Genomic DNA, 22,342 nt, shown 5'->3' with positions numbered 1-22,342 from the left:
GGGGGCTACTTGTGGGCGAGTTCCGGGTGGTCGGCGGAGGCCTCGCCGAGGGCGCCGTGGTCGCCCTGGCCGAAGTAGGCGACGCCGACCGCGGAGACCACCGCGAGCAGGAAGCCCAGCACCCCGAGCCAGCCCAGGCCGGCCTTGGAGGAGTCGCCGAGCCAGAGCACGCCGATCGCGCCGGGCAGCACCGTCTCGCCGACCACCAGGGCGGCGGTGGCGCCGTTCACCGAGCCGATCTGCAGCGCCACGGTGTGCACGTACATGCCGCCGAGGCCGCCGACCAGGATCGCGTACAGCGCCGGGTCGGAGATCAGCCGGACCAGGTCGAACGGCTCCACGCCGTTCAGGATGCGCACGCCGACGCCCAGGGCGCCGAAGCCGAGGCCGGACAGCAGACCGGCGACGATCGCGCCCTTGGAGCCCATCCGGCGCACCAGCAGGCTGCCGCCGGCCAGCAGCACGGTCGTGATCACCAGCAGACCCCAGTGGAAGGCCGTCGACGCGTGGTGGCCGCCCTCCGGACCGGCCGAGACGGCCAGCAGCACCAGTGCCGAGCAGAGCACGCCGATCGAGACCCACTCCAGCTGCTTGAGCCGGATGCCCAGCAGCTTGATGCTCAGCACCGCGGTGATCACCAGGTTGGCGCTGATGATGGTCTGGGAGAGGAACAGCGGCAGCAGTCGCGCGGCCAGGGCGCCGAGCCCGAAGCCGATCAGGTCCAGCACCGTACCGGTGATGAACTCCCAGGTGACGGCGGCCTTCGCGGTGGAGGACAGGCTCGGCCCGCCGTGCTCGGTGGTCGCGGTGGTGGCACCCTTGGCCGCCTCCTCGCGGGCCGAGCGGCGGGAACCGACGGCCTGCAGGACCGAGCCGGTGCCGTAGCAGGCGGATGCCGCCACGGCCGTGACGAGGCCGATGATCACCGAGCGCTCCGATCGGGAGTTGGGTCAAGAAAAGGTAATGGGACCAGCGGTCCGGGACCAGTGTGCCCGTTCGCGCGGTACGGTCGGGACGCCCCCTCGAACCGCCCCGGAACCTTCCCGGGTCCGCCCGGACGTACGTCCGGCCGCCCCCCGCGGTTCCCGCGCCCCACCCGTCTCAGGGTCGGCTGGGGGAAATCTCATCCGCGAGAAGGGGAGCCACCCCGGCGGACGGCGGGGAATCCTGTCATAACCAGTATGCGAAGGGTATGCCGTGCCCGGCTGCCGGTCACGGTAGCGTCGGGGACATGAGAACCCTTGCACGACGTTCCCGGGGCACCGGGCCGCTTGCCCTGGTGGCGACGCTGCTCGGGCTGCTGCTCCTGTTCGCGCCCGCGGCCTCCGCCGCCGGCGGGCTGAGCGATGCCACCGCCGCCCTCAAGGCCGGCAAGGTCTACGTCGACCCGGCGATGACCAGCCGCTTCAGCCAGAGCCAGGCGGACGCCCTGACCAAGAAGATCGAGAAGGCCGACAAGCCGATCTTCGTCGCGGTCGTCCCTGACTCGCCTTCGTACAACAAGCAGAGCGTCTTCCAGGACGTGCGCACCAAGGTCGGCATCGACGGGGTCTACGCGATCTGGCGCGGCGACCAGTTCACCGCCCGCGCCGACCGCGGCGCGATGTCGGCCGGCTCCGCCGAGAAGCTCGCCAGCGCAGCCCTGCACTCCCACAACGGCGACATCGACGCCACCCTGAACGACTTCGTCGACAACGCGGCCCCGCAGGCCAAGGGCACCGGGGTCAACCACAGCACCTCGATCGCCTGGGTGGTCATCCCGCTCGTGCTGGTGGCGCTGGCCGGCGCCGGCGTCTTCTTCCTCTTCCGCCGGGCCAAGCAGCGCAAGGAGGCCCAGGCCCGGGCCGAGCTGGAGCAGCTGCGCCGCGTGGTCGACGAGGACATCACCGCCTACGGCGTCGAGCTGGAGCGCCTGGACTTCAACCCGCGGGCCACCGACGCGGACGACGTCCAGCGCACCGACTACAGCCACGCGCTGGACTCGTACGAGAAGGCCAAGCGCCTGATGGACGAGGCCAAGAAGCCCGAGGACGTCAAGGTCGTCACGGAGACCATCGAGGACGGCCGGTTCGCGCTGGCCACCCTGGCCGCCCGGCGCGAGAAGCGCCCGCTGCCCGAGCGCCGCCCCCCGTGCTTCATGGACCCGCGGCACGGCCCGTCCGTCAAGGACGTCGACTGGGCCCCGGCCGGCGGCGCCGCCCGCAGCGTCCCGGTCTGCCAGGCCGACGCGGACCGGGTGGCCGCCGGCCTCGACCCGGCGATCCGCACCGTCGACACCGAGCACGGCCCGCAGCCGTACTGGAACGCCGGGCCGGCGTACGCCCCGTACGCGGGCGGCTACTACAGCGGCTTCGGCGGCGGCGGCCTGCTGTCGGGCCTGCTGGTCGGCACGATGCTCGGCTCGATGATGAGCTCCCCGGCCTACGCCGCGGCCCCCATGATGGGCGGCGGCCACGGCTACCAGGACCAGTACGACGGCGGTGACTTCACCGGCGCCGACTTCAACTCCTCCGACTTCGGCGGCTTCGGTGGCGGGGACTCCGGTGGCGGGGACTTCGGCGGCGGGGACTGGTAGTCCGCCCGCCCCGCGCCGTCCCTCCGCGGCCCCGCCGGTTCCGACCGGCGGGGCCGTCCGCCGTCCCGGTGCGGGTTCGGGGAGCCGATCCGGCGTGGCAGGCTGGCGTCGTGACCCCCGACACCACTACTCCCGGCGTCCCGGTCGGCCCTGCTCGATGGCCGCGGCGCTCCAGGTGGTGGGGGAGAAGTGGGCCCTGCCGGCGGTGCGCGAGCTGTCTTACGGCAACCACCGCTTCGACCGGACCGCCCGCAACACCGGCGCGCCGCGCGACCGGCTGACCGCACGGCTGCGGGCGCTGGAGGAGGCCGGGGTGGGCGAGCGCCGCCCGTACGGCGCGGTGACCGGCCGTCGCGCCGGTTAGGGTCTTGGCATGCACGGTCGCGACGCCCACAGTGATGAACCGGTCCGGGTGACCGCCTGGGTCCGGGGGAGGGTCCAGCAGGTCGGGTTCCGCTGGTGGACCAGGGCGCGGGCGCTGGAGATCGGCCTCACCGGCTACGCGAGCAACCTCGGCGACGGCCGGGTGCAGGTGGTCGCCGAGGGCCTGGCCGCCGACTGCGAGCAGCTGCTGACCCTGCTGCGAGGGCCGGACACGCCCGGAGCGGTGTCCGGAGTGACCGAGATCTGGACCGCCGTCGGCGCAGGTTACGAGGGCTTCGAGATCCGCTGAACGCCCGGCTCCCGGGCCGGCGCCGCCGCTCCCCGGAACTGATCCGCAACGGCCGGTGTCATACGGTTGCCAATCGGGCAGACTCGTGGTTGACTCCGCATCGAACGATGATCCACGAGCACGTGGTGGACCCGGGCCCGAGACCCCCCAGGCGTGACGACACCGCCGGGCAGGTGACAGGGGCGCGGTAGCGTGCGGTGATCGTGTTGACCCGTACCGTCTTTGGTGAGACGCTTGAAGCCCGCGCACACGATCGCGTATCCCGGTAGGCGCATGCCCTCGTGAGCCCAGCTCACGGCGGTTGTGCCGTAGTGCCCAGCCAGCACTTCCGGTGCGCGCCGCGCGTGCGTCCCCCTTCCCCCTAGACCTGTACCGTTCCGGTTCGGTCACTCAGCGTGGAGGACCATTCATCATGGCAAAGGCGCTTCTCGGGTACGTCGGCGGCCCCGACCCGCGAATGCTCTCCGAGATGCGACGGCTTCAGCAGCGCGTCCAGGACCTGGAGTCCGAGCTCCTTCGGATGCAGGCTGAGAACGACGCGCTCACCGCTGTCGCTGACGAGCACTCGCTGCTCAACAGCATCGACCTGGATCAGCGGGAGCCGGCTCTCACCTGAGCCCCGCCCCGCTCCTCACGGATCGACGCCGCTGTGCACTGAGCCGCCCCGAAAGGGACGCAGCTTTGCAAGGGACGCCCGGATGTGGCGTCCCTTCGTCGTGTCGGACTCCGGATACAGTCGGTTCCCGTCGTGAGCGAATGAGGAGACCGGCCGCGTGCACCTGAAGAGTCTGACGCTGCGCGGCTTCAAGTCCTTCGCCTCCAGCACCACCCTGCGCTTCGAGCCCGGCATCACCTGCGTGGTCGGCCCGAACGGCTCCGGCAAGTCGAACGTGGTGGACGCGCTGTCCTGGGTGATGGGCGAGCAGGGGGCCAAGTCGCTGCGCGGCGGCAAGATGGAGGACGTCATCTTCGCCGGGACCAGCGGGCGCGCCCCGCTCGGCCGGGCCGAGGTCAGCCTCACCATCGACAACGGCGACGGCGCCCTGCCGATCGATTACTCCGAGGTGACGATCACCCGGACCATGTTCCGCAACGGCGGCAGCGAGTACGCGCTCAACGGCGGGACCTGCCGCCTGCTGGACATCCAGGAACTGCTCTCCGACTCCGGCATCGGCCGCGAGATGCACGTCATCGTCGGACAGGGCCAGCTCGACTCCGTGCTGCACGCCGACCCCATGGGCCGGCGCGCCTTCATCGAGGAGGCGGCCGGCGTCCTCAAGCACCGCAAGCGCAAGGAGAAGGCGCTGCGGAAGCTGGACGCGATGCAGGCCAACCTCAACCGGGTCCAGGACCTGGTCGCCGAACTGCGCCGCCAGCTCGGACCGCTCGGCCGACAGGCCCGGATCGCCCGCCGGGCCGCCGGCATCCAGGCCGACCTGCGGGACGCCCGGCTGCGGCTGCTCGCCGACGACCTGCTCGCGCTGCGCCGGGCCGTCGAGGCCGAGGTCGCCGACGAACTGGCGCTGCGGCTGCGCCGGACCACCGTCGAACAGGAACTGGCGCGGGCGGTGCAGCGCGAGCAGGTCCTGGAGGCACAGGTCCGGCAGCTCGGCCCGGGCCTGGAGGCCGCCCGGCAGACCTGGTACCGGCTCTCCGCCCTCGCCGAACGCACCCGGGGCACGATCGGACTGGCCGAGGCCCGGGCCCGGCACGCCGCCGCCGGGAGCGCGGCCGAGGAACGGCGCGGCCGGGACCCGGAGGAGCTGGAACAGGAGGCCGAGCGGATCCGCGAGGAGGAGGCCGCCCTCGCCGAGGCGCTGGAGGAAGCCCGGTACGCGCTGGCCGAGGCGATCGAGCGCAAGGACGAACTGGAGCGCGGGCTGGCCGCCGAGGAACGCCGGCTGCGGGACGCCGCCCGGGCCATCGCGGACCGCCGGGAGGGCCTGGCCCGACTCCAGGGACAGGCCGCCGCCGCCCGTTCCAGGGCCGGCTCGGCGGAGGCCGAGATCGGTCGGCTCGCCGAGGCCAGGGACGAGGCGCTGCTGCGCGCCGGGGCCGCGCAGGGCGAACTGGACGAACTCCAGCAGCAGGTGGACGGCCTGACCGGGGACGACGAACAGGCCGAGGCCGGGTACCAGCGGGCCCGGGCCCGGCTGGCCGAGGCCGAACGGGACCAGGCCGCCGCCCGGGAGGCGGCCGCGGCCGCCGAACGCGAACGGGCCGGGCTCACCGCGCGGCACGAGGCGCTCTCGCTCGGACTCCGCCGCAAGGACGGCACCGGCGCACTGCTGGCCGCGGGGGAGCGGCTGACCGGGCTGCTCGGCCCGGCGGCCGCGCTGCTGCGGATCGAGCCCGGTTACGAGGTGCCGGTGGCCGCCGCGCTCGGGGCCGCCGCCGACGCGGTGGCCGTCGAGTCGCCGCAGGCCGCCGTCGGCGCGCTGCGACTGTTGCGCGCCCAGGACGCCGGTCGGGCCGCGCTGCTGATCGCCGGAGCAGAGGAACTCCCGCGCGGAAACGGTGAGTTGCCGGATGGTGCCCGGTGGGCCACCGAACTGGTCGACGGGCCGGGCGAGTTGATCGCCGCCGTACGGAACCGGCTGGCCGGGGTGGTCGTGGTCGCCGACCTGGAGCAGGCGCTGCGACTGGTCGCCGATCACCCCGAACTGTCCGCCGTCACCACCGAGGGCGACCGACTGGGCGCCGGCTTCGCCCAGGGTGGCTCCGGTGGCGCTCCCAGCCTGCTGGAGACCCAGGCGGCGGTGGACCAGGCAGCCCGGGCGATCGGCGAACTCGACCTCCGCTGTGCCGAATCGGCCGAGCGACTGGCCCGACTCACCGAACTGCGACGGGAGTCGGCCGCGGAGGTCGAGCGGCTCGGCGAACTGCGGCGGCAGGCGGAGAAGGAGCGGGCCCAGGTGGCTGGGGCGCTCGGCCGGCTCGGCGGACAGGCCCGGGCCGCCGCCGGGGAGGCCGAGCGGCTGTCGGCCGCCGCCGCGCGGGCCGAACAGGGCCTGGCCGAACTGCTGGCCACCGCCGAGGAACTGGCCGAACGACTGGCCGCCGCCGAGGAGTCGGTGCAGTCCGGGGAGGACGAGCCGGACCCGGCCGAGCAGCAGCGGCTGGCCGGCGCCGCCTCCGCCGCCCGGCAGGGCGAACTGGAGGCCCGGCTCGCGGTGCGCACCCACGAGGAGCGGGTCCGCGCGCTGGCCGGCCGGGCCGACCAGCTGGACCGGGCCGCCCGCGCCGAGCGCGAGGCGCGCGCCCGGGCCGCCGAGCGCCGCCGGCGCGCCGAGCACGACGCCCGGGTGGCGAACGCCGTCGCGGCGGGCGCCCGGCAGCTGCTGGCCTGCCTGGAGGTGTCGCTGGCCCGCGCGGACGCCGGGCGCGCGGGCGTCGAACAGGCGCTCGCCGAGCGGGAGAACGAGCTCCGGGAGCACCGTGAGCACGGGCACGGGCTCAAGGAGGAGCTGGACAAGCTGGTCGACGCCGGCCACCGGGACGAGGTGCTGCGGGCGGAGAAGCGGCTGCGGATCGAGCAGTTGGAGGCCCGCGCGCTGGAGGAGTTCGGCATCGACGGGGGCGAGCTGCTGGCCTCGTACGGACCGGACCAGCCCGTGCCGCTGTCGCCCGCGGCGTCGGCCGCTGATGGCACCGTCGAGGAGGGACAGGAGCGGGGGGAGCCGTACCCGTACGTCCGGGCCGAGCAGGAGAAGCGGCTGCGTGCCGCCGAGAAGGCGTACCAGCAGCTGGGCAAGGTCAACCCGCTGGCGCTGGAGGAGTTCGCCGCGCTGGAGGAGCGCCACACGTTCCTCGGCGAGCAGCTGGACGACCTCAAGCGCAGCCGGCGCGACCTGCTGGACATCGTCCGGGACGTGGACCAGCGGGTCGAGCAGCTGTTCACCTCGGCGTACCACGACACCGCCGCCCAGTTCGAGGGTGTCTTCGCCCGGCTCTTCCCGGGCGGCGAGGGGCGGCTGGTGCTGACCGACCCGGACAACATGCTCACCAGCGGGGTCGAGGTGGAGGCCCGCCCGCCGGGCAAGAAGGTCAAGCGGCTGTCGCTGCTGTCCGGCGGCGAGCGCTCGCTGACCGCGGTGGCGCTGCTGGTGGCGATCTTCAAGGCCCGGCCCAGCCCGTTCTACGTGATGGACGAGGTGGAGGCGGCGCTGGACGAGACCAACCTGCGCCGGCTGGTCGGGATCATGGAGGAGCTGCGGGAGAGCTCCCAGCTGATCGTGATCACCCACCAGAAGCTGACCATGGAGTCCGCCGACGCGCTGTACGGCGTGACCATGAAGGGCGACGGGATCTCCCAGGTGATCAGCCAGCGGCTGCGCGAGGGGGCACCTCCCGGCCGCCAGGCCGGGGGAGAGCGCCGGGAGCGGCGTCCGTCGGGCGTCGGTCGGGTGACGGTCTAGGGCGGCGGCGGTCCGGAACGGCTCCGGTCACGGATACTGGTCGGGTTATGGAATACGTGATCCTTGCCGTAGTCATCGCCGTGGTCGCCGTCGGCGCGATCGCGGGCCTCGTCGTTTCCGGCAGACGACGCCAGCAGCTGCCCCCGAAGTCGCAGGCGCCGGTCATCACGGCGCCGAAGACCACCCCGCGGGAGCCCCAGGTCGGCGAGGAGGCCGCGCCGCCGACCGAGGAGCCGCGCCGCACCGTCGAGGAGGTGCCGCTCCCCGAGGCCCCCGCGGTCCCCGAAGCCCCCGAGATCCCAGAGGCCGTCGAGGTCGAGGCCCCCGCCGAGGCCGAGGTGGCGCCCGCCATCGAGGTCCCCGAGCCCACCGCCGGCCGGCTGGTCCGGCTGCGCTCCCGGCTCTCCCGTTCGCAGAACTCCCTCGGCAAGGGGCTGCTCTCGCTGCTCTCGCGCGAGCACCTGGACGAGGACACCTGGGAGGAGATCGAGGAGACCCTGCTCACCGCGGACGTCGGCGTCGCCCCGACCCAGGAGCTGGTCGAGCGGCTGCGCACCCGGGTGAAGGTGCTCGGCACCCGTACGCCCGAGGAGCTGCGCGGCCTGCTCCGCGAGGAGCTGGTCGAGCTGGTCGGCAAGGACGCCGACCGCACCGTCCGCTCCACCAAGCACGAGGAGGGCCCGGCCGTGGTCCTGGTCGTCGGCGTCAACGGCGTCGGCAAGACCACCACCACCGGCAAGCTGGCCCGCGTCCTGGTCGCCGACGGCCGCCGGGTGGTGCTCGGCGCGGCCGACACCTTCCGGGCCGCGGCCGCGGACCAGCTGCAGACCTGGGGCGAGCGGGTCGGTGCGCGTACCGTGCGCGGCCCGGAGGGCGGCGACCCGGCCTCGATCGCCTTCGACGCGGTCAAGGAGGGCATCGCCGAGGGCGTCGACACCGTGCTGATCGACACCGCCGGCCGACTGCACACCAAGACCGGCCTGATGGACGAGCTGGGCAAGGTCAAGCGGGTCGTCGAGAAGCACGGCCCGGTGGACGAGGTGCTGCTGGTGCTGGACGCCACCACCGGCCAGAACGGTCTGATCCAGGCCCGGGTGTTCGCCGAGGTGGTGGACATCACCGGCATCGTGCTGACCAAGCTGGACGGCACCGCCAAGGGCGGCATCGTGGTCGCGGTGCAGCGCGAGCTGGGCGTGCCGGTCAAGCTGATCGGTCTGGGCGAGGGCGCGGACGACCTGGCGCCGTTCGAGCCTGGTGCGTTCGTGGACGCGCTGATCGGGGACTGACCGGGACTCCCCGTCGACGAGGGTCCGCTCCTCCGGGAGCGGGCCCTCTCGCGTGCCCGGGGTGCCTCCCGCCCCGAGCCGACGGGGCGGGGCGGTGCCGAGATGGAGGAGTGACGGGCGAGGTGCGAGCGCTGGAGCGGCGACCCTCGGCGCCGGTCAGAGCGCCCCGGAGGAGAGCGGGCGCGTCGCCGGACGGGTCAGGAGGCGATCCAGGCGGGCTCGGCGGTGCGCTCGCGGCTGCGGTGGCAGGCGTAGGCGAGGGTGCCGAGCAGCAGCCGGGCCTCGGGCGGGCAGCCGGCGTTGTCGCGGGTGGGGCGGCGCAGCCAGCGGACCGGGCCGAGTTCGCCGAGCACGGTGGGCGGGGCGGCGACGTAGCTGCCCTCGCCGTGGCAGGCCAGGTCGAGCGCGGCGTCGTCCCAGCCCATCCGGTAGAGCAGGTCGGGCAGTCGACGGGCGGTGCCGGCGGCGACCAGGAACTGCAGCCGGCCGGTGGGCGGGGCGAGCACCGGGCCCACCTGGGTGCCCATCCGCTCCAGCCGGACCAGCGCCTGCAGGCCGGCCGGCTCGGGGACGTCCAGGACGTCGAAGGCGCGGCCGGTGGGGAACAGCACGGAGCCCTCGGCCCCGGGGGCCCCGGCCCGGCTCGCGGTGCCCGGCACGGGGTGCAGGCCGGGCGCGGCGCAGCGCCGGGAGCCGCAGGGACAGCGGGGCGGGGCGGCGGAGTCGGCCGGGTCGCCGGTGGCGACGGTCCAGCCCCAGCGGCCGGTGTACTCCGCGGCGGCCTGGGACGCGGTGACCTTGGTGCGGCGGCGCGCGCCCAGCGGCGCCAGCCGCAGGTGCCCCAGTCGAAGTTCGCCGAACAGGTTGTCCATGCCTCCCCCAACAGGTTCTCGTTGCCGATGGTTACGGGATGGTGACTGTGTGTTGATTTTCCGTTGCGTGGTGCGTAGTGCGGTGGCGGCGCGCAGCGCTTGGCGTGCGCCTGTTGCGGGGGTGTGCCTCGGGCGCCGCCTTGTGGGGGCGGCGCCGATGCCGGATCGTCGGGTGCGTGGGGTGGTTGCCGTCCCGAGTGGGTGGCGAACTCGCCTGTGGCTGCGGCGGATTACGGGGTCTGCCGGGTCTTCCGGGGTTGGCCGGGGGACTTGGCGGCTCGCATATGCCGGGCCGCCGCGACCACCTAGTCAAGCGCCTGCCCCCGTAGTTCGGTTCACTCCTGGGGGTGGCGAAAGGTGGCGTTTCGCCAGGGGCGCTCCCACGGGTACCTCGCGGGGCACTACGTTCAGCACGCGGACGTCGTCGGAGCTCCCGCTCCGGGCCGTCGGGGAACGGGAGTTGGGGATCTGACGGACCGTCCACGACGATGGCACACCAGTACGACGAGGCGGTACCGCAGCACCTCAGACACGGCACGTCTGGCAAGAGCCCGCAACCGTCGGGCGGTCACGATCGGGGGCCCCGCAGGGGCCGGGCGGGATGGGGACGTTCCCATGGCAGAGAAGCAACCCAACGAGAAGCTGACCACGTGGTTCGCCCGCAGCGGCTGGTCCAAGGGGGAGTTGGCCCGCCAGGTCAACCGCCGGGCCCGGCAGATCGGCGCCCACCACGTGTCCACCGACACCTCCCGGGTGCGCCGATGGCTCGACGGCGAGCAGCCCCGCGAGCCGATCCCCAAGATCATGTCCGAGCTGTTCTCGGAGCGCTTCGGCTCGGTGGTCTCGATCGAGGACCTCGGCCTGCGCGCCGCGATCCCGGTCTCCACCGTCGGTGGCGGCGTGGACCTGCCGTGGAGCGCCCCGCAGACCGTCCAGCTGATCAGCGACTACTCCCGCAGCGATCTGATGCTCAACCGCCGGGGCTTCCTCGGCACCTCGCTCGCGCTGACCGCCGGCGCCGCGCTGATCGAGCCCATGCAGCGCTGGCTCGCCCCCGGCCCGACCGGCATCCCCACCCCGATCCTCACCGCGGCCAACGGCGGCGAGGTGTTCACCGGCCGGCTCTCCGAGCCCGAGCTGGAACTGCTGGAGCAGACCACGGTCATGTTCCGCCAGTGGGACGCCCAGAACGGCGGCGGGCTGCGCCGCAAGGCCGTGGTCGGCCAGCTCCACGAGGTCACCGACCTGCTGCAGGAGACGTACAGCGAGGACACCACCAAGCGGCTGTTCCGGCTCACCGCCGAACTCGCCCACCTGGCCGGCTGGATGTCCTACGACGTCGGGATGCACCCGAGCGCGCAGAAGTACTACGTGCTCGCCCTGCACGCCGCCAAGGAGGCCGGCGACCGCCCGTTCGGCGCGCTGATCCTCACCGACATGAGCCGCCAGATGATCCACCTCAACCGGGGCGAGGACGCCCTGGACCTGATCCACCTGGCCCAGTACGGCAGCCGGGACACCGCCACCCCGCGGCAGCAGTCCCTGCTGTACGCGATGGAGGCACGCGCCTACGCCACCATCGGCGAGGTGAACCGCTGCGCCCGGGCGATCCGGCTGGCCGAGGACACCTTCACCGACATCCGCGAGGGCGACGGGGACCCGGACTGGCTGAAGTTCTTCTCACCGGCCGAGCTGAACGCCGAGAACGCCCACTCCTACCGCGACCTCGCGTACCACTCGGACAACGCCCAGCTCTACGCCTCGCTGTCCGCGCCGGTGATGGGGCGCGCCGTCGACCTGTTCCGCCAGGACGACGACCACGTGCGCTCGTACGCCTTCAACCTGATCGGCATGGCCAGCGTCCACCTGCTGCAGAAGGAGGCCGAGGAGGCGGCGCGGTACGCCGAACAGGCGGTGGACATCGCGACCAAGGTGCGCTCGGAGCGGCTGAACTCCCGGGTCCGCAAGACCACGGAGGCCGCGGCCGCCCGGTTCCAGGGCGTGGACGCGGTGAGCCGGCTCCAGGAGCGGGTGGTCCAGGACATCCCGGAGTTCGTCTCGGTGGTCTGAGCGGCCCCGGGCAGGAGACTCCACCGACCGTGACGGCCGCCGCCGTCACGGTCGGTGGCTTTCCGGGCCACGGACCGTGCGGTGCGGCGGCAGAGTAGCCCATCCGGCCCTGCGGCGGGGCCGCGGTTCACGCGGCCGTAACCCGCGCGTCGCACGCGTCACGGCCGCGAAACAAGCGACCGCACTGGCCGAAACCCGCCTTCGGCACTCTCCTCTTCATCGCCGACACCCCGGGTGGCACGGGACAGGTACCCGGGGGCGGAGCGGCTTGGACGCAGAGGAGACGCCGATGCCGGACGGCTTCAGCGCGGGCGACACCGCCTTCGTGCTCATCAGTGCGGCCCTGGTCATGGTGATGACCCCGGGCCTGGCCTTCTTCTACGGGGGCATGGTCAGGGCCAAGAGCACATTGAACATGCTGGCGATGAGCTTCCTCTCGCTCGGCATCGTCAGTGTGCTGTGGGTCCTCTACGGCTACTCGCTCAGCTTCGGGCCCGACTCCTTCGCCGGACTCATCGGCAACCTGGACTTCCTCGGGATGCGCGGCATCGGACTGAACGAACTGACCGGGTCGATCCCGGTGACGGCCTTCGCGATCTTCCAATTGATGTTCGCGATCATCACCCCGGCGCTGATCAGCGGCGCCGTCGCGGACCGGGCCAAGTTCTCCGCCTGGGGCCTGTTCATCGCGCTCTGGGTGTCGGTCGTCTACTTCCCGGTCGCGCACTGGGTGTTCTTCATGGACAACGGCCACGGCGGCTGGCTGGGCGACAGAAACGGCGTGATCGACTTCGCCGGCGGAACGGCCGTGCACATCAACGCCGGTGTCGCCGGCCTCGCACTCTGCCTGGTGCTGGGCAAGCGGGTCGGCTTCAAGAAGGACCCGATGCGCCCGCACAGCCTGCCGCTGGTGATGCTCGGCTCCGGGCTGCTGTGGTTCGGCTGGTTCGGCTTCAACGCGGGCTCGGCGCTGGCCGCCAACGGCGTGGCCGCGATGGCGATGGTCAACACCCAGGTCGCCACCGGTGCCGCGCTGGTCGGCTGGCTGGTCTACGAGAAGCTCAAGCACGGCGCGTTCACCACGCTGGGCGCCGCCTCCGGCGCGGTGGCCGGCCTGGTCGCGATCACCCCGGCCTGCGGCTCGGTCAGCCCGCTCGGCGCGGTGGCCATCGGCCTGATCGCGGGCGCCGTCTGCGCCGCGGCCGTCTCGCTCAAGTACCGCTGGGGCTTCGACGACTCGCTCGACGTGGTGGGCGTGCACGCGGTGGGCGGGGCGATCGGCTCGCTGCTGATCGGCCTGTTCGCCACCGGCGGGGTCGGCCAGACCGCCAAGGGTCTGTTCTACGGCGGCGGGCTGGGTCAGCTCGGCAAGCAGGCGATGGGCGTGGCGGTGGTCGCGGCGTACTCCTTCGTGCTCTCCTGGCTGCTGGCCAAGGCCGTCGACAAGCTGGTCGGCTTCCGGGTCGCAGAGGAGGTCGAGGTGGCCGGCATCGACCAGGCCGAACACGCCGAGTCCGCCTACGACTTCAGCGCCGTCGGGGGCGGCCTGGCCCGGGCCCTGCCGGCGCTGGGCCTCGGCTCCGGTGCCAGCTCCGGGCCCGGCTCCGCGCCTGGTGGCAAGCCCGCCGGGACGGCCGTCGAGAAGGCCGCCGACAAGACCACCGAACAGCCCGCCGAGAAGACCGAGGTCGACGCCCGATGAAGCTCATCACCGCCGTGATCAAGCCGTACCGCCTGGACGAGGTGAAGGCCGCCCTGCAGGCCTTCGGGGTCCACGGCCTGACCGTCACCGAGGCCAGCGGCTACGGGCGCCAGCGGGGCCACACCGAGGTCTACCGGGGCGCCGAGTACACCGTCGACCTGGTGCCGAAGATCAGGATCGAGGTGCTGGTCGAGGACGAGGACGCCGACGACCTGATCGACGTCCTGGTGAAGGCCGCCCGCACCGGCAAGATCGGCGACGGCAAGGTGTGGAGCATCCCGGTCGACACCGCCGTCCGGGTCCGCACCGGCGAACGCGGCCCGGACGCCCTGTGAGGCACTGACCGATCCGGCGGACCCGCCCCTGCCCGGGGCGCGGGTCCGCCCGTCGGCGCATCCCCGCTCGGCCGTACGGCGGCTCGGCCGTACGGCGGTCCCGCCGTACGACCGCTCGGCTGTACGGCCCACCCGCACCACGGCTCACCCGCATCACGGACGGGACCCCGCGCATGACCACCGAGACCAGCCCCTCCGATCCCCTGGACCACCCGGCGGCCCGGACCGCGCTGCTGGAACGGCCCGGACTGACCGGCCGCCCGCGCCGCCTCGCGCTCGCCCGGCTCACCGACGACTGGCTCGCCGGGCTGCTCGCCGCCGCCGGGGCCCCGGCCTCCGGCGTCGCGCTGGTCGCCGTCGGCGGCTACGGCCGGGGCGAGCTGTCCCCGCGCAGCGACCTGGACGTCCTGCTGCTGCACGACGGCCCGATCGCCCGTGAGCTGCCCGAGCGGATCTGGTACCCGGTCTGGGACGCCGGAGCCAAGCTGGACCACTCGGTGCGCACCCCCGCCGAGGCCCGTGCGGTGGCCGCCGCCGACCTCAAGGCCCAGCTCGGCCTGCTGGACGCCCGCCACCTCGCCGGGGACCCGGCGCTCACCGCCGCGCTGCGCTCCGCGGTGCTCACCGACTGGCGCGCCAGCGCCCCCGCGCGCCTGCCCGAGCTGCGCGAACTGGGCCGGGAGCGGGCCGAACGGCACGGCGAGCTGTCCTTCCTGCTGGAGCCCGACCTCAAGGAGGCCCGCGGCGGCCTGCGCGACCTGGTCGCGCTCGACGCCGTCGCCGCCACCTGGCTCGCCGACGCGCCCCGGGACGGCCTGGACGCCGCGGCGCTGCGGCTCGCCGACGTCCGCGACGCCCTGCACCTGGCCACCGGCCGGGCCACCGAACGGCTCAGCCTCCAGGACCAGGACCAGGTCGCCGAGCGGCTCGGGGTGCTGGACGCCGACACCCTGCTGCGCCATGTCTACGAGGCCGCCCGGACCGTCTCCTACGCGAGCGACGTCACCTGGCGGGCGGTGGACCGGGTGCTCGCCGCCCGCTCCGGCCGGGGCCGTCGGGCCGTCCGGTTGGGCTTCCCGTTCACCGGTGCCGGGCGCGCCAGCGGCGCGGTGGCCCGGGGCGCCGTCGCGCGCCGCCCGCTCGCCGAGGGCGTGGTCGAGCAGGACGGCGAGGCGGTGCTCGCCCAGGCCGCCCGCCCGGCCGCCGACCCGGTGCTGCCGTTGCGCGCCGCGGCCGCCGCCGCCCAGAACGGGCTGACCGTCTCGTACGCGACGGTGCGCCGACTGGCCGCCGAGTGCCGTCCGCTGCCGGTGCCCTGGCCGGACGAGGCGCGCGAGCAGCTGGTGACCCTGCTGGGGGCGGGGGAGGCGGCCGTGCCGGTGTGGGAGGCGCTGGAGGCGGAGGGGCTGGTGACCAGGCTGCTGCCGGACTGGGAGCGGGTGCGCTGCCGCCCGCAGCGCAACGCGGTGCACCGCTGGACGGTGGACCGGCACCTGGTGGAGACGGCCGTCCGGGCCGCCGCGATGACCCGCCGGGTGGCCCGGCCCGACCTGCTGCTGGTCGCCGCGCTGCTGCACGACATCGGCAAGGGCTGGCCCGGCGACCACAGCGAGGCCGGCGAGGTGATCGTCCGCGACCTGGCCGCCCGGATGGGCTTCCCGCCCGAGGACACCGAGACCCTGGCGGTGCTGGTCCGCCACCACCTGACCCTGGTCGACACCGCGACCCGGCGCGACCCGGACGACCCGGCCACCGTCGAGACGGTCACCAAGGCGGTCCGCACGCTGCCGGAGCTGGAGCTGCTGCACGCGCTCACCGAGGCGGACGCGCTGGCCACCGGCCCGGCGGCGTGGAGCGCCTGGCGGGCCTCGCTGGTGGACGGCCTGGTGGCCCGGGCCGCCGCCCAGCTGGCCGGGGGCCCGGTCCCGCCGACGGAGGTCGCGCCCGGCGCGGAGCAGGAGCGGCTCGCCGTCGAGGCCGCCCGCACCGGCGCTCCCGCACTGTCGCTGCTGGCCCAGGCGGTGGGCGCGGACCCGGCCACCGAACCGATGGGCGTCGAGCTGACCCTGGCCGTCCCGGACCGGCCCGGGCTGCTCGGCACGGTGGCCGGGGTGCTGGCGCTGCACCGGCTGACCGTCCGCTCCGCCGGTCTGCGCGAACTGGACCCGATCGGCGCGGGCCCGGTGCTGCTGCTGTCCTGGCGGGTGGCCGCCGAGTTCGGCGAACTGCCGGAGGCGGCCCGGCTGCGCGCCGATCTGCGCCGGGCGCTGGACGGCTCGCTGGACGTCTCCCGCCGCCTCGCCGAGCGGGACGCCGCCGCCCCGCGCCGCCGGGGCATAGCGACCCCACCGCCGCTGGTCGCGGTGGCGCCGGCGGTGGCCTCGGCGACCGCGACCGTGCTGGAGGTCCGCGCGCACGACGCCCCCGGGCTGCTGCACCGGATCGGACGGGCGCTGGACGGGGCGGGCGTCCGGGTGCGCACCGCGCACGTCTCCACGCTGGGCGCGGAGGCCGTCGACTCCTTCTACCTGACCGATCCGGAGGGCCGTCCGCTCACCGCGGGGCGGGCCGGGGAGGTGGCGGCGGCGGTCCGGGCGGCGCTGGGCTGAGGCCTAGCCGTCCGGGGGCCGGAGGCCCGCCGTACGGGGCGGCGGAGGTCCGCCGCACGGGATGCCGGAGGTCCGCCGCACGGGGGTGGAGACCGTACCCGGGGCGGCCGGATACCCTGGGGGACGACGACCGTACTGATACCGATGCCGCAGAGGACCCGCGACGACGTGTTCGACACCCTTTCCGATCGCCTCGCAGCGACGTTCAAGAACCTCCGGGGCAAGGGCCGCCTGAGCGAGGCGGACATCGACGCCACCGCCCGCGAGATCCGCATCGCGCTGCTGGAGGCGGACGTCGCGCTGCCGGTCGTCCGGGCCTTCATCAAGCAGGTCAAGGAGCGGGCGCTCGGCGTCGAGGTCTCCGGCGCGCTGAACCCGGCGCAGCAGATCATCAAGATCGTCAACGAGGAGCTCATCGCGATCCTCGGTGGCGAGACCCGCCGGGTGCGGTTCGCCAAGAGCGGCCCGACGGTCATCATGCTCGCCGGTCTGCAGGGTGCCGGTAAGACCACCCTCGCGGGCAAGCTCGGTGCCTGGCTGAAGAAGCAGAAGCACACCCCGCTGCTGGTCGCCTGCGACCTCCAGCGCCCCAACGCGGTCAACCAGCTCCAGGTGGTCGCCGACCGCGCCGGCGTGGCCTTCTACGGCCCGCAGCCGGGCAACGGCGTCGGCGACCCGGTGCAGGTCGCCAAGGACTCGATCGAGTACGCCAAGCAGAAGCAGTACGACGTCGTCGTCGTGGACACCGCCGGCCGCCTGGGCATCGACGCCGAGCTGATGCAGCAGGCCGCCGATATCCGCGCCGCGGTGAACCCCGACGAGGTCCTGTTCGTCGTCGACGCGATGATCGGCCAGGACGCGGTCACCACCGCGCAGGCCTTCCTCGACGGCGTCGACTTCACCGGTGTCGTGCTCTCCAAGCTCGACGGCGACGCCCGCGGTGGTGCCGCCCTGTCGGTCGCGCACGTCACCGGCCGGCAGATCATGTTCGCCTCCAACGGCGAGAAGGTCGACGACTTCGACGCCTTCCACCCGGACCGGATGGCCTCGCGCATCCTGGGCATGGGTGACGTCCTCTCGCTGATCGAGAAGGCCGAGCAGACCTTCTCGCAGGAGGAGGCCGAGAAGATCGCCGCCAAGCTGCGCGGCGGCCCGAAGGCCTTCACGCTGGACGACTTCCTGTCCCAGCTGGAGCAGGTCCAGAAGATGGGCTCGATCTCCAAGCTGCTCGGCATGCTGCCCGGCATGGGCCAGATCCGCGAGCAGATCAACAACATCGACGACAAGGACGTCAACCGGGTCGGGGCGATCATCAAGTCGATGACCCCGACCGAGCGCGCCGAGCCGGAGCTGATCAACGGCTCCCGCCGGGCCCGCATCGCCAAGGGCGCGGGCGTCCAGGTCGGCGAGGTCAAGAACCTGGTCGAGCGGTTCTTCGACGCCCGCAAGATGATGTCCGCGATGGCCTCCGGCAAGGGCATGCCCGGCATGCCGGGGATCCCGGGCATGGGTGGCGGCGCGAAGAAGTCCGGCAAGAAGGCCCCGCAGGCCAAGGGCAAGCGCAAGAGCGGCAACCCGCTGAAGCGGGCGCAGGAGGAGGCAGCGGCCGCCGAGCGCCGCGCGCTCGGTCCGGGCGCCGGCCAGGGCCCGGCCGACGGCGGCGCGTTCGGCCTCGGCGCGGGCAAGGGCCCGGCCGACTTCGAGCTGCCCAAGGAGTTCAAGGACCTGCTGTAGGCCTCGGCCCGCAATCCTGTTCGGCCCGTCGCCCGGTGTACTCCGGGCGGCGGGCCGTTCGCGTGTCCGGGCCGTCGCCGTCGCTGCTGCCGTCGCCGTCGCCGTCGCCGTCGCCGTCGCCGTCGCGGCCGCGTCCGTGCGTGCGGGCCGGATGGGGGCCGGGGGTGGTGTTCGGGCACGTGTCGGCCTGGCCGGGCACGCTGCGGTGCCGGAGGACGGTGCGGTGTCCGATGATGGCGGCATGCGAGTGACGATCAGGGCCCCGAGGGCCGAGGACGAGGTTGTGTACGCGGAGGCGGTCCGACGGTCCGCCGAGCACATCGGACGGTGGAACCCGGTCGAGCCGGACGGTCTGCCGGAGCTGCTGGGGCGGCAGGGGGCCGGCCTGCGCACCTTCCTGATCCTCGACCGGGAAACCGGCGGACTGGTCGGGAAGGTGAACGTCGCCAACATCGTGATGGGCCGGTTCTGCAACGCCTCGCTGGGCTACGACTCGTACCTGCCGTTCGCCGGCACCGGGCGGATGACCGAGGGCCTGCGGCTGGTCCTGGACCGTTGCTTCGCCCCGCAGTCGGCCGACGGGCTGGGGCTGCACCGGCTGGAGATCAACGTGCAGCCGGAGAACGAGCGCTCGATCGCGCTGGCCAAGCGGCTGGGCTTCCGGCACGAGGGCTTCACCCCGCGGATGCTCTTCCTGCAGGGGGACTGGCGCGACCACGAGCGGTTCGCGCTGACCGCGGAGGAGTGGCCGGGCGCCGCCGCGTGAGCCCCGACGGGGCGTCATAACCGCTGGTCGGGGGGCTTGGGCACGGCTGTACGGCCGGTCCGGCGCGGCGTTGCGGTTGGCCCGCCCGAGCGGCTGTCCGTATTGTCCGGTGGGTGACCGAACCCGTGCCGCCGCGCCAGACCCCCGACCAGCCCTGGCGGTCCGAGGGGGCCCCGCCCCCGCCCCCGCCCCGCCGCCGGATGCCCGGCGGCTGGACCGGCCTCGTCCTCACCGCACTCGTGGTGTTCCTGATCTCCGACCTGCTGCTGTCGTTCTTCGGCAACGAGGGCGCCACCACGATCTCCTACACCGAGTTCAACGACCAGCTGAACAAGGGCAACATCACCAAGATCTACTCCAAGGGCGACGCGATCGAGGGCACCCTCAAGAGCGCCCAGCCCAAGCCCGACGGCGGCAAGGGCGACTACACGGAGTTCGACACCCAGCGCCCCTCCTTCGCGGGCGACAACCTCTGGACCACCCTGCAGCAGCAGGGCGTCGAGGTCACCGCCACCTCGCCGGTCCAGCAGCGCAGCTTCCTCACCAACCTGCTGCTCTCGCTCGCCCCGATGCTGCTGCTGGTCTTCGTCTGGGTGCTGCTCGCCCGCCGGATGGCCGGCGGCCTCGGCGGCGGACCGCTCGGCCGCAAGGCCCCGCCCAAGCCGGTCACCGCCGATCAGGGCAAGCGCACCACCTTCGCCGACGTGGCCGGCATCGACGAGGTCGAGGCCGAACTCACCGAAGTGGTCGACTACTTGAAGAACCCCGAGCGCTACCGCAGGCTCGGCGCCAAGATGCCGCGCGGGGTGCTGCTGAGCGGCCCGCCCGGGACGGGCAAGACCCTGCTGGCCCGGGCCGTGGCCGGGGAGGCGGACGTGCCGTTCTTCTCCGCCTCCGCCTCCGAGTTCATCGAGATGATCGTCGGCGTCGGCGCCAGCCGGGTCCGCGAACTGTTCACCGAGGCCCGCAAGGTCGCCCCGGCGATCATCTTCATCGACGAGATCGACACCATCGGCCGCCAGCGCGGCGCCGGCGGCGGCATGGGCGGGCACGACGAACGCGAGCAGACGCTCAACCAGATCCTCACCGAGATGGACGGCTTCACCGGCTCCGAGGGCGTCATCGTGATCGCCGCGACCAACCGGGCCGACGTGCTCGACCCGGCGCTACTGCGCCCCGGCCGCTTCGACCGCCGGATCACCGTCAGCCCGCCGGACCGGGAGGGGCGCGCGGCGATCCTGCGCATCCACACCCGGACCGTGCCGCTGGCCGGCGACACCGACCTCACCCGGCTGGCCAAGGTCACCCCCGGGATGACCGGCGCCGAACTCGCCAACCTGGTCAACGAGGCCGCTCTGCTGGCCGTCAAGCGGGAGCAGGACGCGGTCAACGAGCGGGACCTCTCGGACGCCCTGGAGAAGGTCCAACTGGGCGCCGTACGGCCGCTGGTGATGCCGCAGGAGGAGCGCGAGCGGACGGCGTACCACGAGAGCGGGCACGCGCTGCTCGGCATGCTCCAGCCGGGTGCGGACCCGGTCCGCAAGATCACCATCGTGCCGCGCGGCCGGGCCCTCGGCGTCACCCTCTCCACCCCGGAGAACGACCGCTACTCGTACACCGAGCCCTACCTGCGCGGCCGGATCATCGGCGCGCTCGGCGGGATGGCGGCAGAGCAGGTGGTCTACGGGGTGATCACCACCGGCGCCGAGAGCGACCTGGAGCAGGTCACCAACATCGCCCGCGGGATGGCCGGGCGCTGGGGGATGAGCGAGCGGGTCGGGCGGCTCACCGCCGTGCCCGCGGACGCGCAGGGCGCGTACGGGCTCTCGGCGGCGCCGACGACGCTGGACGCGGTGGACGAGGAGGCCCGGCGGATCGTCGCCGAGTGCTACGAGGACGCGGTGCGGATCCTGACCGAGCAGCGGCCCCGGCTGGACGCGCTGGCGGCGGCGCTGCTGGAGGCGGAGACGCTGGACGAGGAGGCGGCCTACCGGGCGGCGGGGGTGCCCCGGAAGACGGCCGACGAGGAGGCGTGAACCGGTAGCCGGGGTGCCCGCCGTGGTGGCGGGCACCCCCGGTTCGTCGTGCGTGCCCCGGTGCGCCCAGGGTTCGTTCAGGGCGTGTTCGACGGCGTGTTCAGCGCGTGTTCAGGGGTGTGTTCGGCGGCGTTGTTCGGCGGCGTGTCCAGGGTCTGTTCAGGAGGTGTCCTCAGCGGGGCCGCTCCGCGATCAGGTAGCGGAAGACGTTCTCCATCCGGACCGAGCCGTCCGGGCACAGGTACGGCTGCAGCGCCTCCTCCAGCTCCTTGGCCACCAGCGCGGCCCCGGAGAACTCCTCCGCCGCCTCGAACAGCCCGGTGGAGAGCAGCCCGCGCACCGCGCTGTCGAGGTCCGGGTAGGCGAACGGGCAGCCCACCCGGCCGCTGCCCGCCGGGCGCAGGCCGACCGGCAGGAGCAGGTCCTCCAGCGCGCCGGGCGCGCTCAGCTCGAACGGGTCGCGCGCGGTGGTCCGCCCCGCCCGCCGGCGGGCCACGTCCAGCACCGGGGCGCTCTCGCAGCGCTCCGGCGGCCCCCAGGCGGCCAGCACCACGTGCCCGCCCGGAAGGGTCAGCCCGGCGGCCTCGGCGACCACCCGGCCGGGCTCGGCGGCGCCGGGCAACTGGTCGAAGACCGTCACCAGCGAATGGGCCGAGCGGGGGACGGCGGCGGCCGGCCGGGCCCCCGCGCACACCCGCAGCCGGCGGTCCCGGGCCAGCTCGCGCAGCTCGTCCCGGGGCTCCTGCCCGGCCACCTGGGCGCCCCGTCCGGCGGCGAGCAGCAGGGCCAGTCCGGAGCGGCAGCCCAGCCCCAGCACGCTGCTCGCCGGGCCGACCTCCAGGCGGTCGTACACCGCCTCGTAGAGCGGTACCAGCATGCGTTCCTGGATCTCCGCCCAGTCGCGCGCCCGCGCGGGCCCGGCGGCCCCTTGCTGCGGGTGGTGCGGTCGTGCGCCCGTCGGTCGTGCGGTCGTGCCGGTCGTCCGAGCTGAAGCCATCGCGGCCTCCCATCCGGTCCTTCGGTGTGCTGCTACGGCTCCCCCAAAGTCCCGCCCCACTCCAGCGAACAGCGGGTCGGGCCCGGCGTCCAGAGGGGTGCAGGGTGGTGCGCGCGTGTCGCGGTCGTGCGCCCCCCTGCGGACGGCATGCCACGGCTGCCGGCCGGTGAGGGCGGCGGTGACGTCCCGCGAGAGCGGTGGCGAGCTCCCGCGAGGGCGGTGGCGATCCCCCGCGAGGGCGGCCGTGATCTCCCGCGAGTGTGATGGCG

Annotated in this window: 16 protein-coding genes; 13 read left to right on the top strand and 3 right to left on the bottom strand. The window is 73.9% G+C overall.

Annotated elements, in window-relative coordinates; genetic code table 11:
- Window positions 1-5 precede the first annotated feature (5 nt).
- Window positions 6-926, bottom strand: a complete 921-nt coding sequence (locus ACFWIS_RS26435) for a hypothetical protein (protein ID WP_380453396.1) — start codon at window positions 924-926, stop codon at window positions 6-8.
- Between the two features lie 305 nt (window positions 927-1,231).
- On the opposite strand from ACFWIS_RS26435, the gene ACFWIS_RS26430 reads away from it, so the two are divergent.
- The 6 genes from ACFWIS_RS26430 (at window position 1,232) to ftsY (ending at window position 8,952) form a co-directional block, all read left to right on the top strand.
- On the top strand, window positions 1,232-2,575 hold the full coding sequence (locus ACFWIS_RS26430; protein ID WP_380453394.1) for a hypothetical protein: 1,344 nt from the start codon (window positions 1,232-1,234) through the stop codon (window positions 2,573-2,575).
- A 94-nt stretch (window positions 2,576-2,669) separates the two neighbouring features.
- Window positions 2,670-2,939 (top strand): winged helix-turn-helix transcriptional regulator, encoded by a 270-nt coding sequence (locus ACFWIS_RS26425; protein ID WP_380453392.1) that lies wholly within the window; start codon window positions 2,670-2,672, stop codon window positions 2,937-2,939.
- A gap of 9 nt (window positions 2,940-2,948) precedes the next feature.
- A complete protein-coding gene (locus ACFWIS_RS26420) occupies window positions 2,949-3,248 on the top strand; it encodes an acylphosphatase (RefSeq protein ID WP_380453390.1) in 300 nt (99 codons plus the stop codon).
- A 412-nt stretch (window positions 3,249-3,660) separates the two neighbouring features.
- On the top strand, window positions 3,661-3,864 hold the full coding sequence (locus ACFWIS_RS26415) for a hypothetical protein (protein ID WP_030243474.1): 204 nt from the start codon (window positions 3,661-3,663) through the stop codon (window positions 3,862-3,864).
- A gap of 157 nt (window positions 3,865-4,021) precedes the next feature.
- Window positions 4,022-7,666 (top strand): chromosome segregation protein SMC, encoded by a 3,645-nt coding sequence (gene smc / locus ACFWIS_RS26410; RefSeq protein WP_380453388.1) that lies wholly within the window; start codon window positions 4,022-4,024, stop codon window positions 7,664-7,666.
- A gap of 47 nt (window positions 7,667-7,713) precedes the next feature.
- Entirely contained in the window at window positions 7,714-8,952 is a 1,239-nt protein-coding gene (gene ftsY, locus ACFWIS_RS26405; RefSeq protein WP_380453386.1) for a signal recognition particle-docking protein FtsY, read from the top strand.
- 197 nt (window positions 8,953-9,149) lie between these two features.
- Here ftsY and ACFWIS_RS26400 read toward each other — a convergent pair whose 3' ends face one another.
- The gene (locus ACFWIS_RS26400) at window positions 9,150-9,824 is read right to left on the bottom strand and encodes a bifunctional DNA primase/polymerase (protein WP_380453384.1); all 675 of its coding nucleotides are present in this window, start codon (window positions 9,822-9,824) and stop codon (window positions 9,150-9,152) included.
- A gap of 573 nt (window positions 9,825-10,397) precedes the next feature.
- On the opposite strand from ACFWIS_RS26400, the gene ACFWIS_RS26395 reads away from it, so the two are divergent.
- From ACFWIS_RS26395 to ftsH, 7 genes are all read left to right on the top strand, one after another.
- Window positions 10,398-11,894, top strand: coding sequence for a hypothetical protein (locus tag ACFWIS_RS26395; protein WP_380453478.1), 1,497 nt, complete (start codon window positions 10,398-10,400; stop codon window positions 11,892-11,894).
- A 289-nt stretch (window positions 11,895-12,183) separates the two neighbouring features.
- A complete protein-coding gene (locus ACFWIS_RS26390) occupies window positions 12,184-13,596 on the top strand; it encodes an ammonium transporter (protein WP_380453382.1) in 1,413 nt (470 codons plus the stop codon).
- Window positions 13,593-13,931, top strand: coding sequence for a P-II family nitrogen regulator (locus tag ACFWIS_RS26385; protein ID WP_270143771.1), 339 nt, complete (start codon window positions 13,593-13,595; stop codon window positions 13,929-13,931). Before ACFWIS_RS26390 ends, ACFWIS_RS26385 begins: the two co-directional genes overlap by 4 nt.
- Before the next feature lie 173 nt (window positions 13,932-14,104).
- Window positions 14,105-16,540: a [protein-PII] uridylyltransferase gene (locus ACFWIS_RS26380; protein WP_380453380.1), complete on the top strand. Its 2,436-nt coding sequence runs from the start codon at window positions 14,105-14,107 to the stop codon at window positions 16,538-16,540.
- 168 nt (window positions 16,541-16,708) lie between these two features.
- The gene (ffh, locus tag ACFWIS_RS26375) at window positions 16,709-18,274 is read left to right on the top strand and encodes a signal recognition particle protein (protein WP_380453476.1); all 1,566 of its coding nucleotides are present in this window, start codon (window positions 16,709-16,711) and stop codon (window positions 18,272-18,274) included.
- 241 nt (window positions 18,275-18,515) lie between these two features.
- Entirely contained in the window at window positions 18,516-19,040 is a 525-nt protein-coding gene (locus tag ACFWIS_RS26370) for a GNAT family N-acetyltransferase (protein ID WP_380453379.1), read from the top strand.
- Between the two features lie 113 nt (window positions 19,041-19,153).
- Window positions 19,154-21,076 (top strand): ATP-dependent zinc metalloprotease FtsH, encoded by a 1,923-nt coding sequence (gene ftsH / locus ACFWIS_RS26365; protein WP_380453377.1) that lies wholly within the window; start codon window positions 19,154-19,156, stop codon window positions 21,074-21,076.
- Between the two features lie 172 nt (window positions 21,077-21,248).
- Here ftsH and ACFWIS_RS26360 read toward each other — a convergent pair whose 3' ends face one another.
- A complete protein-coding gene (locus ACFWIS_RS26360) occupies window positions 21,249-22,073 on the bottom strand; it encodes a class I SAM-dependent methyltransferase (RefSeq protein ID WP_380453375.1) in 825 nt (274 codons plus the stop codon).
- Between the last annotated feature and the right edge of the window lie 269 nt (window positions 22,074-22,342).

This window comes from Kitasatospora sp. NPDC127060 (assembly GCF_042724935.1).
GTDB lineage: Bacteria > Actinomycetota > Actinomycetes > Streptomycetales > Streptomycetaceae > Kitasatospora.
The sequence above is the reverse complement of the archived record's forward strand: the minus strand, read 5'-3'. Positions and strand labels throughout refer to the sequence as shown.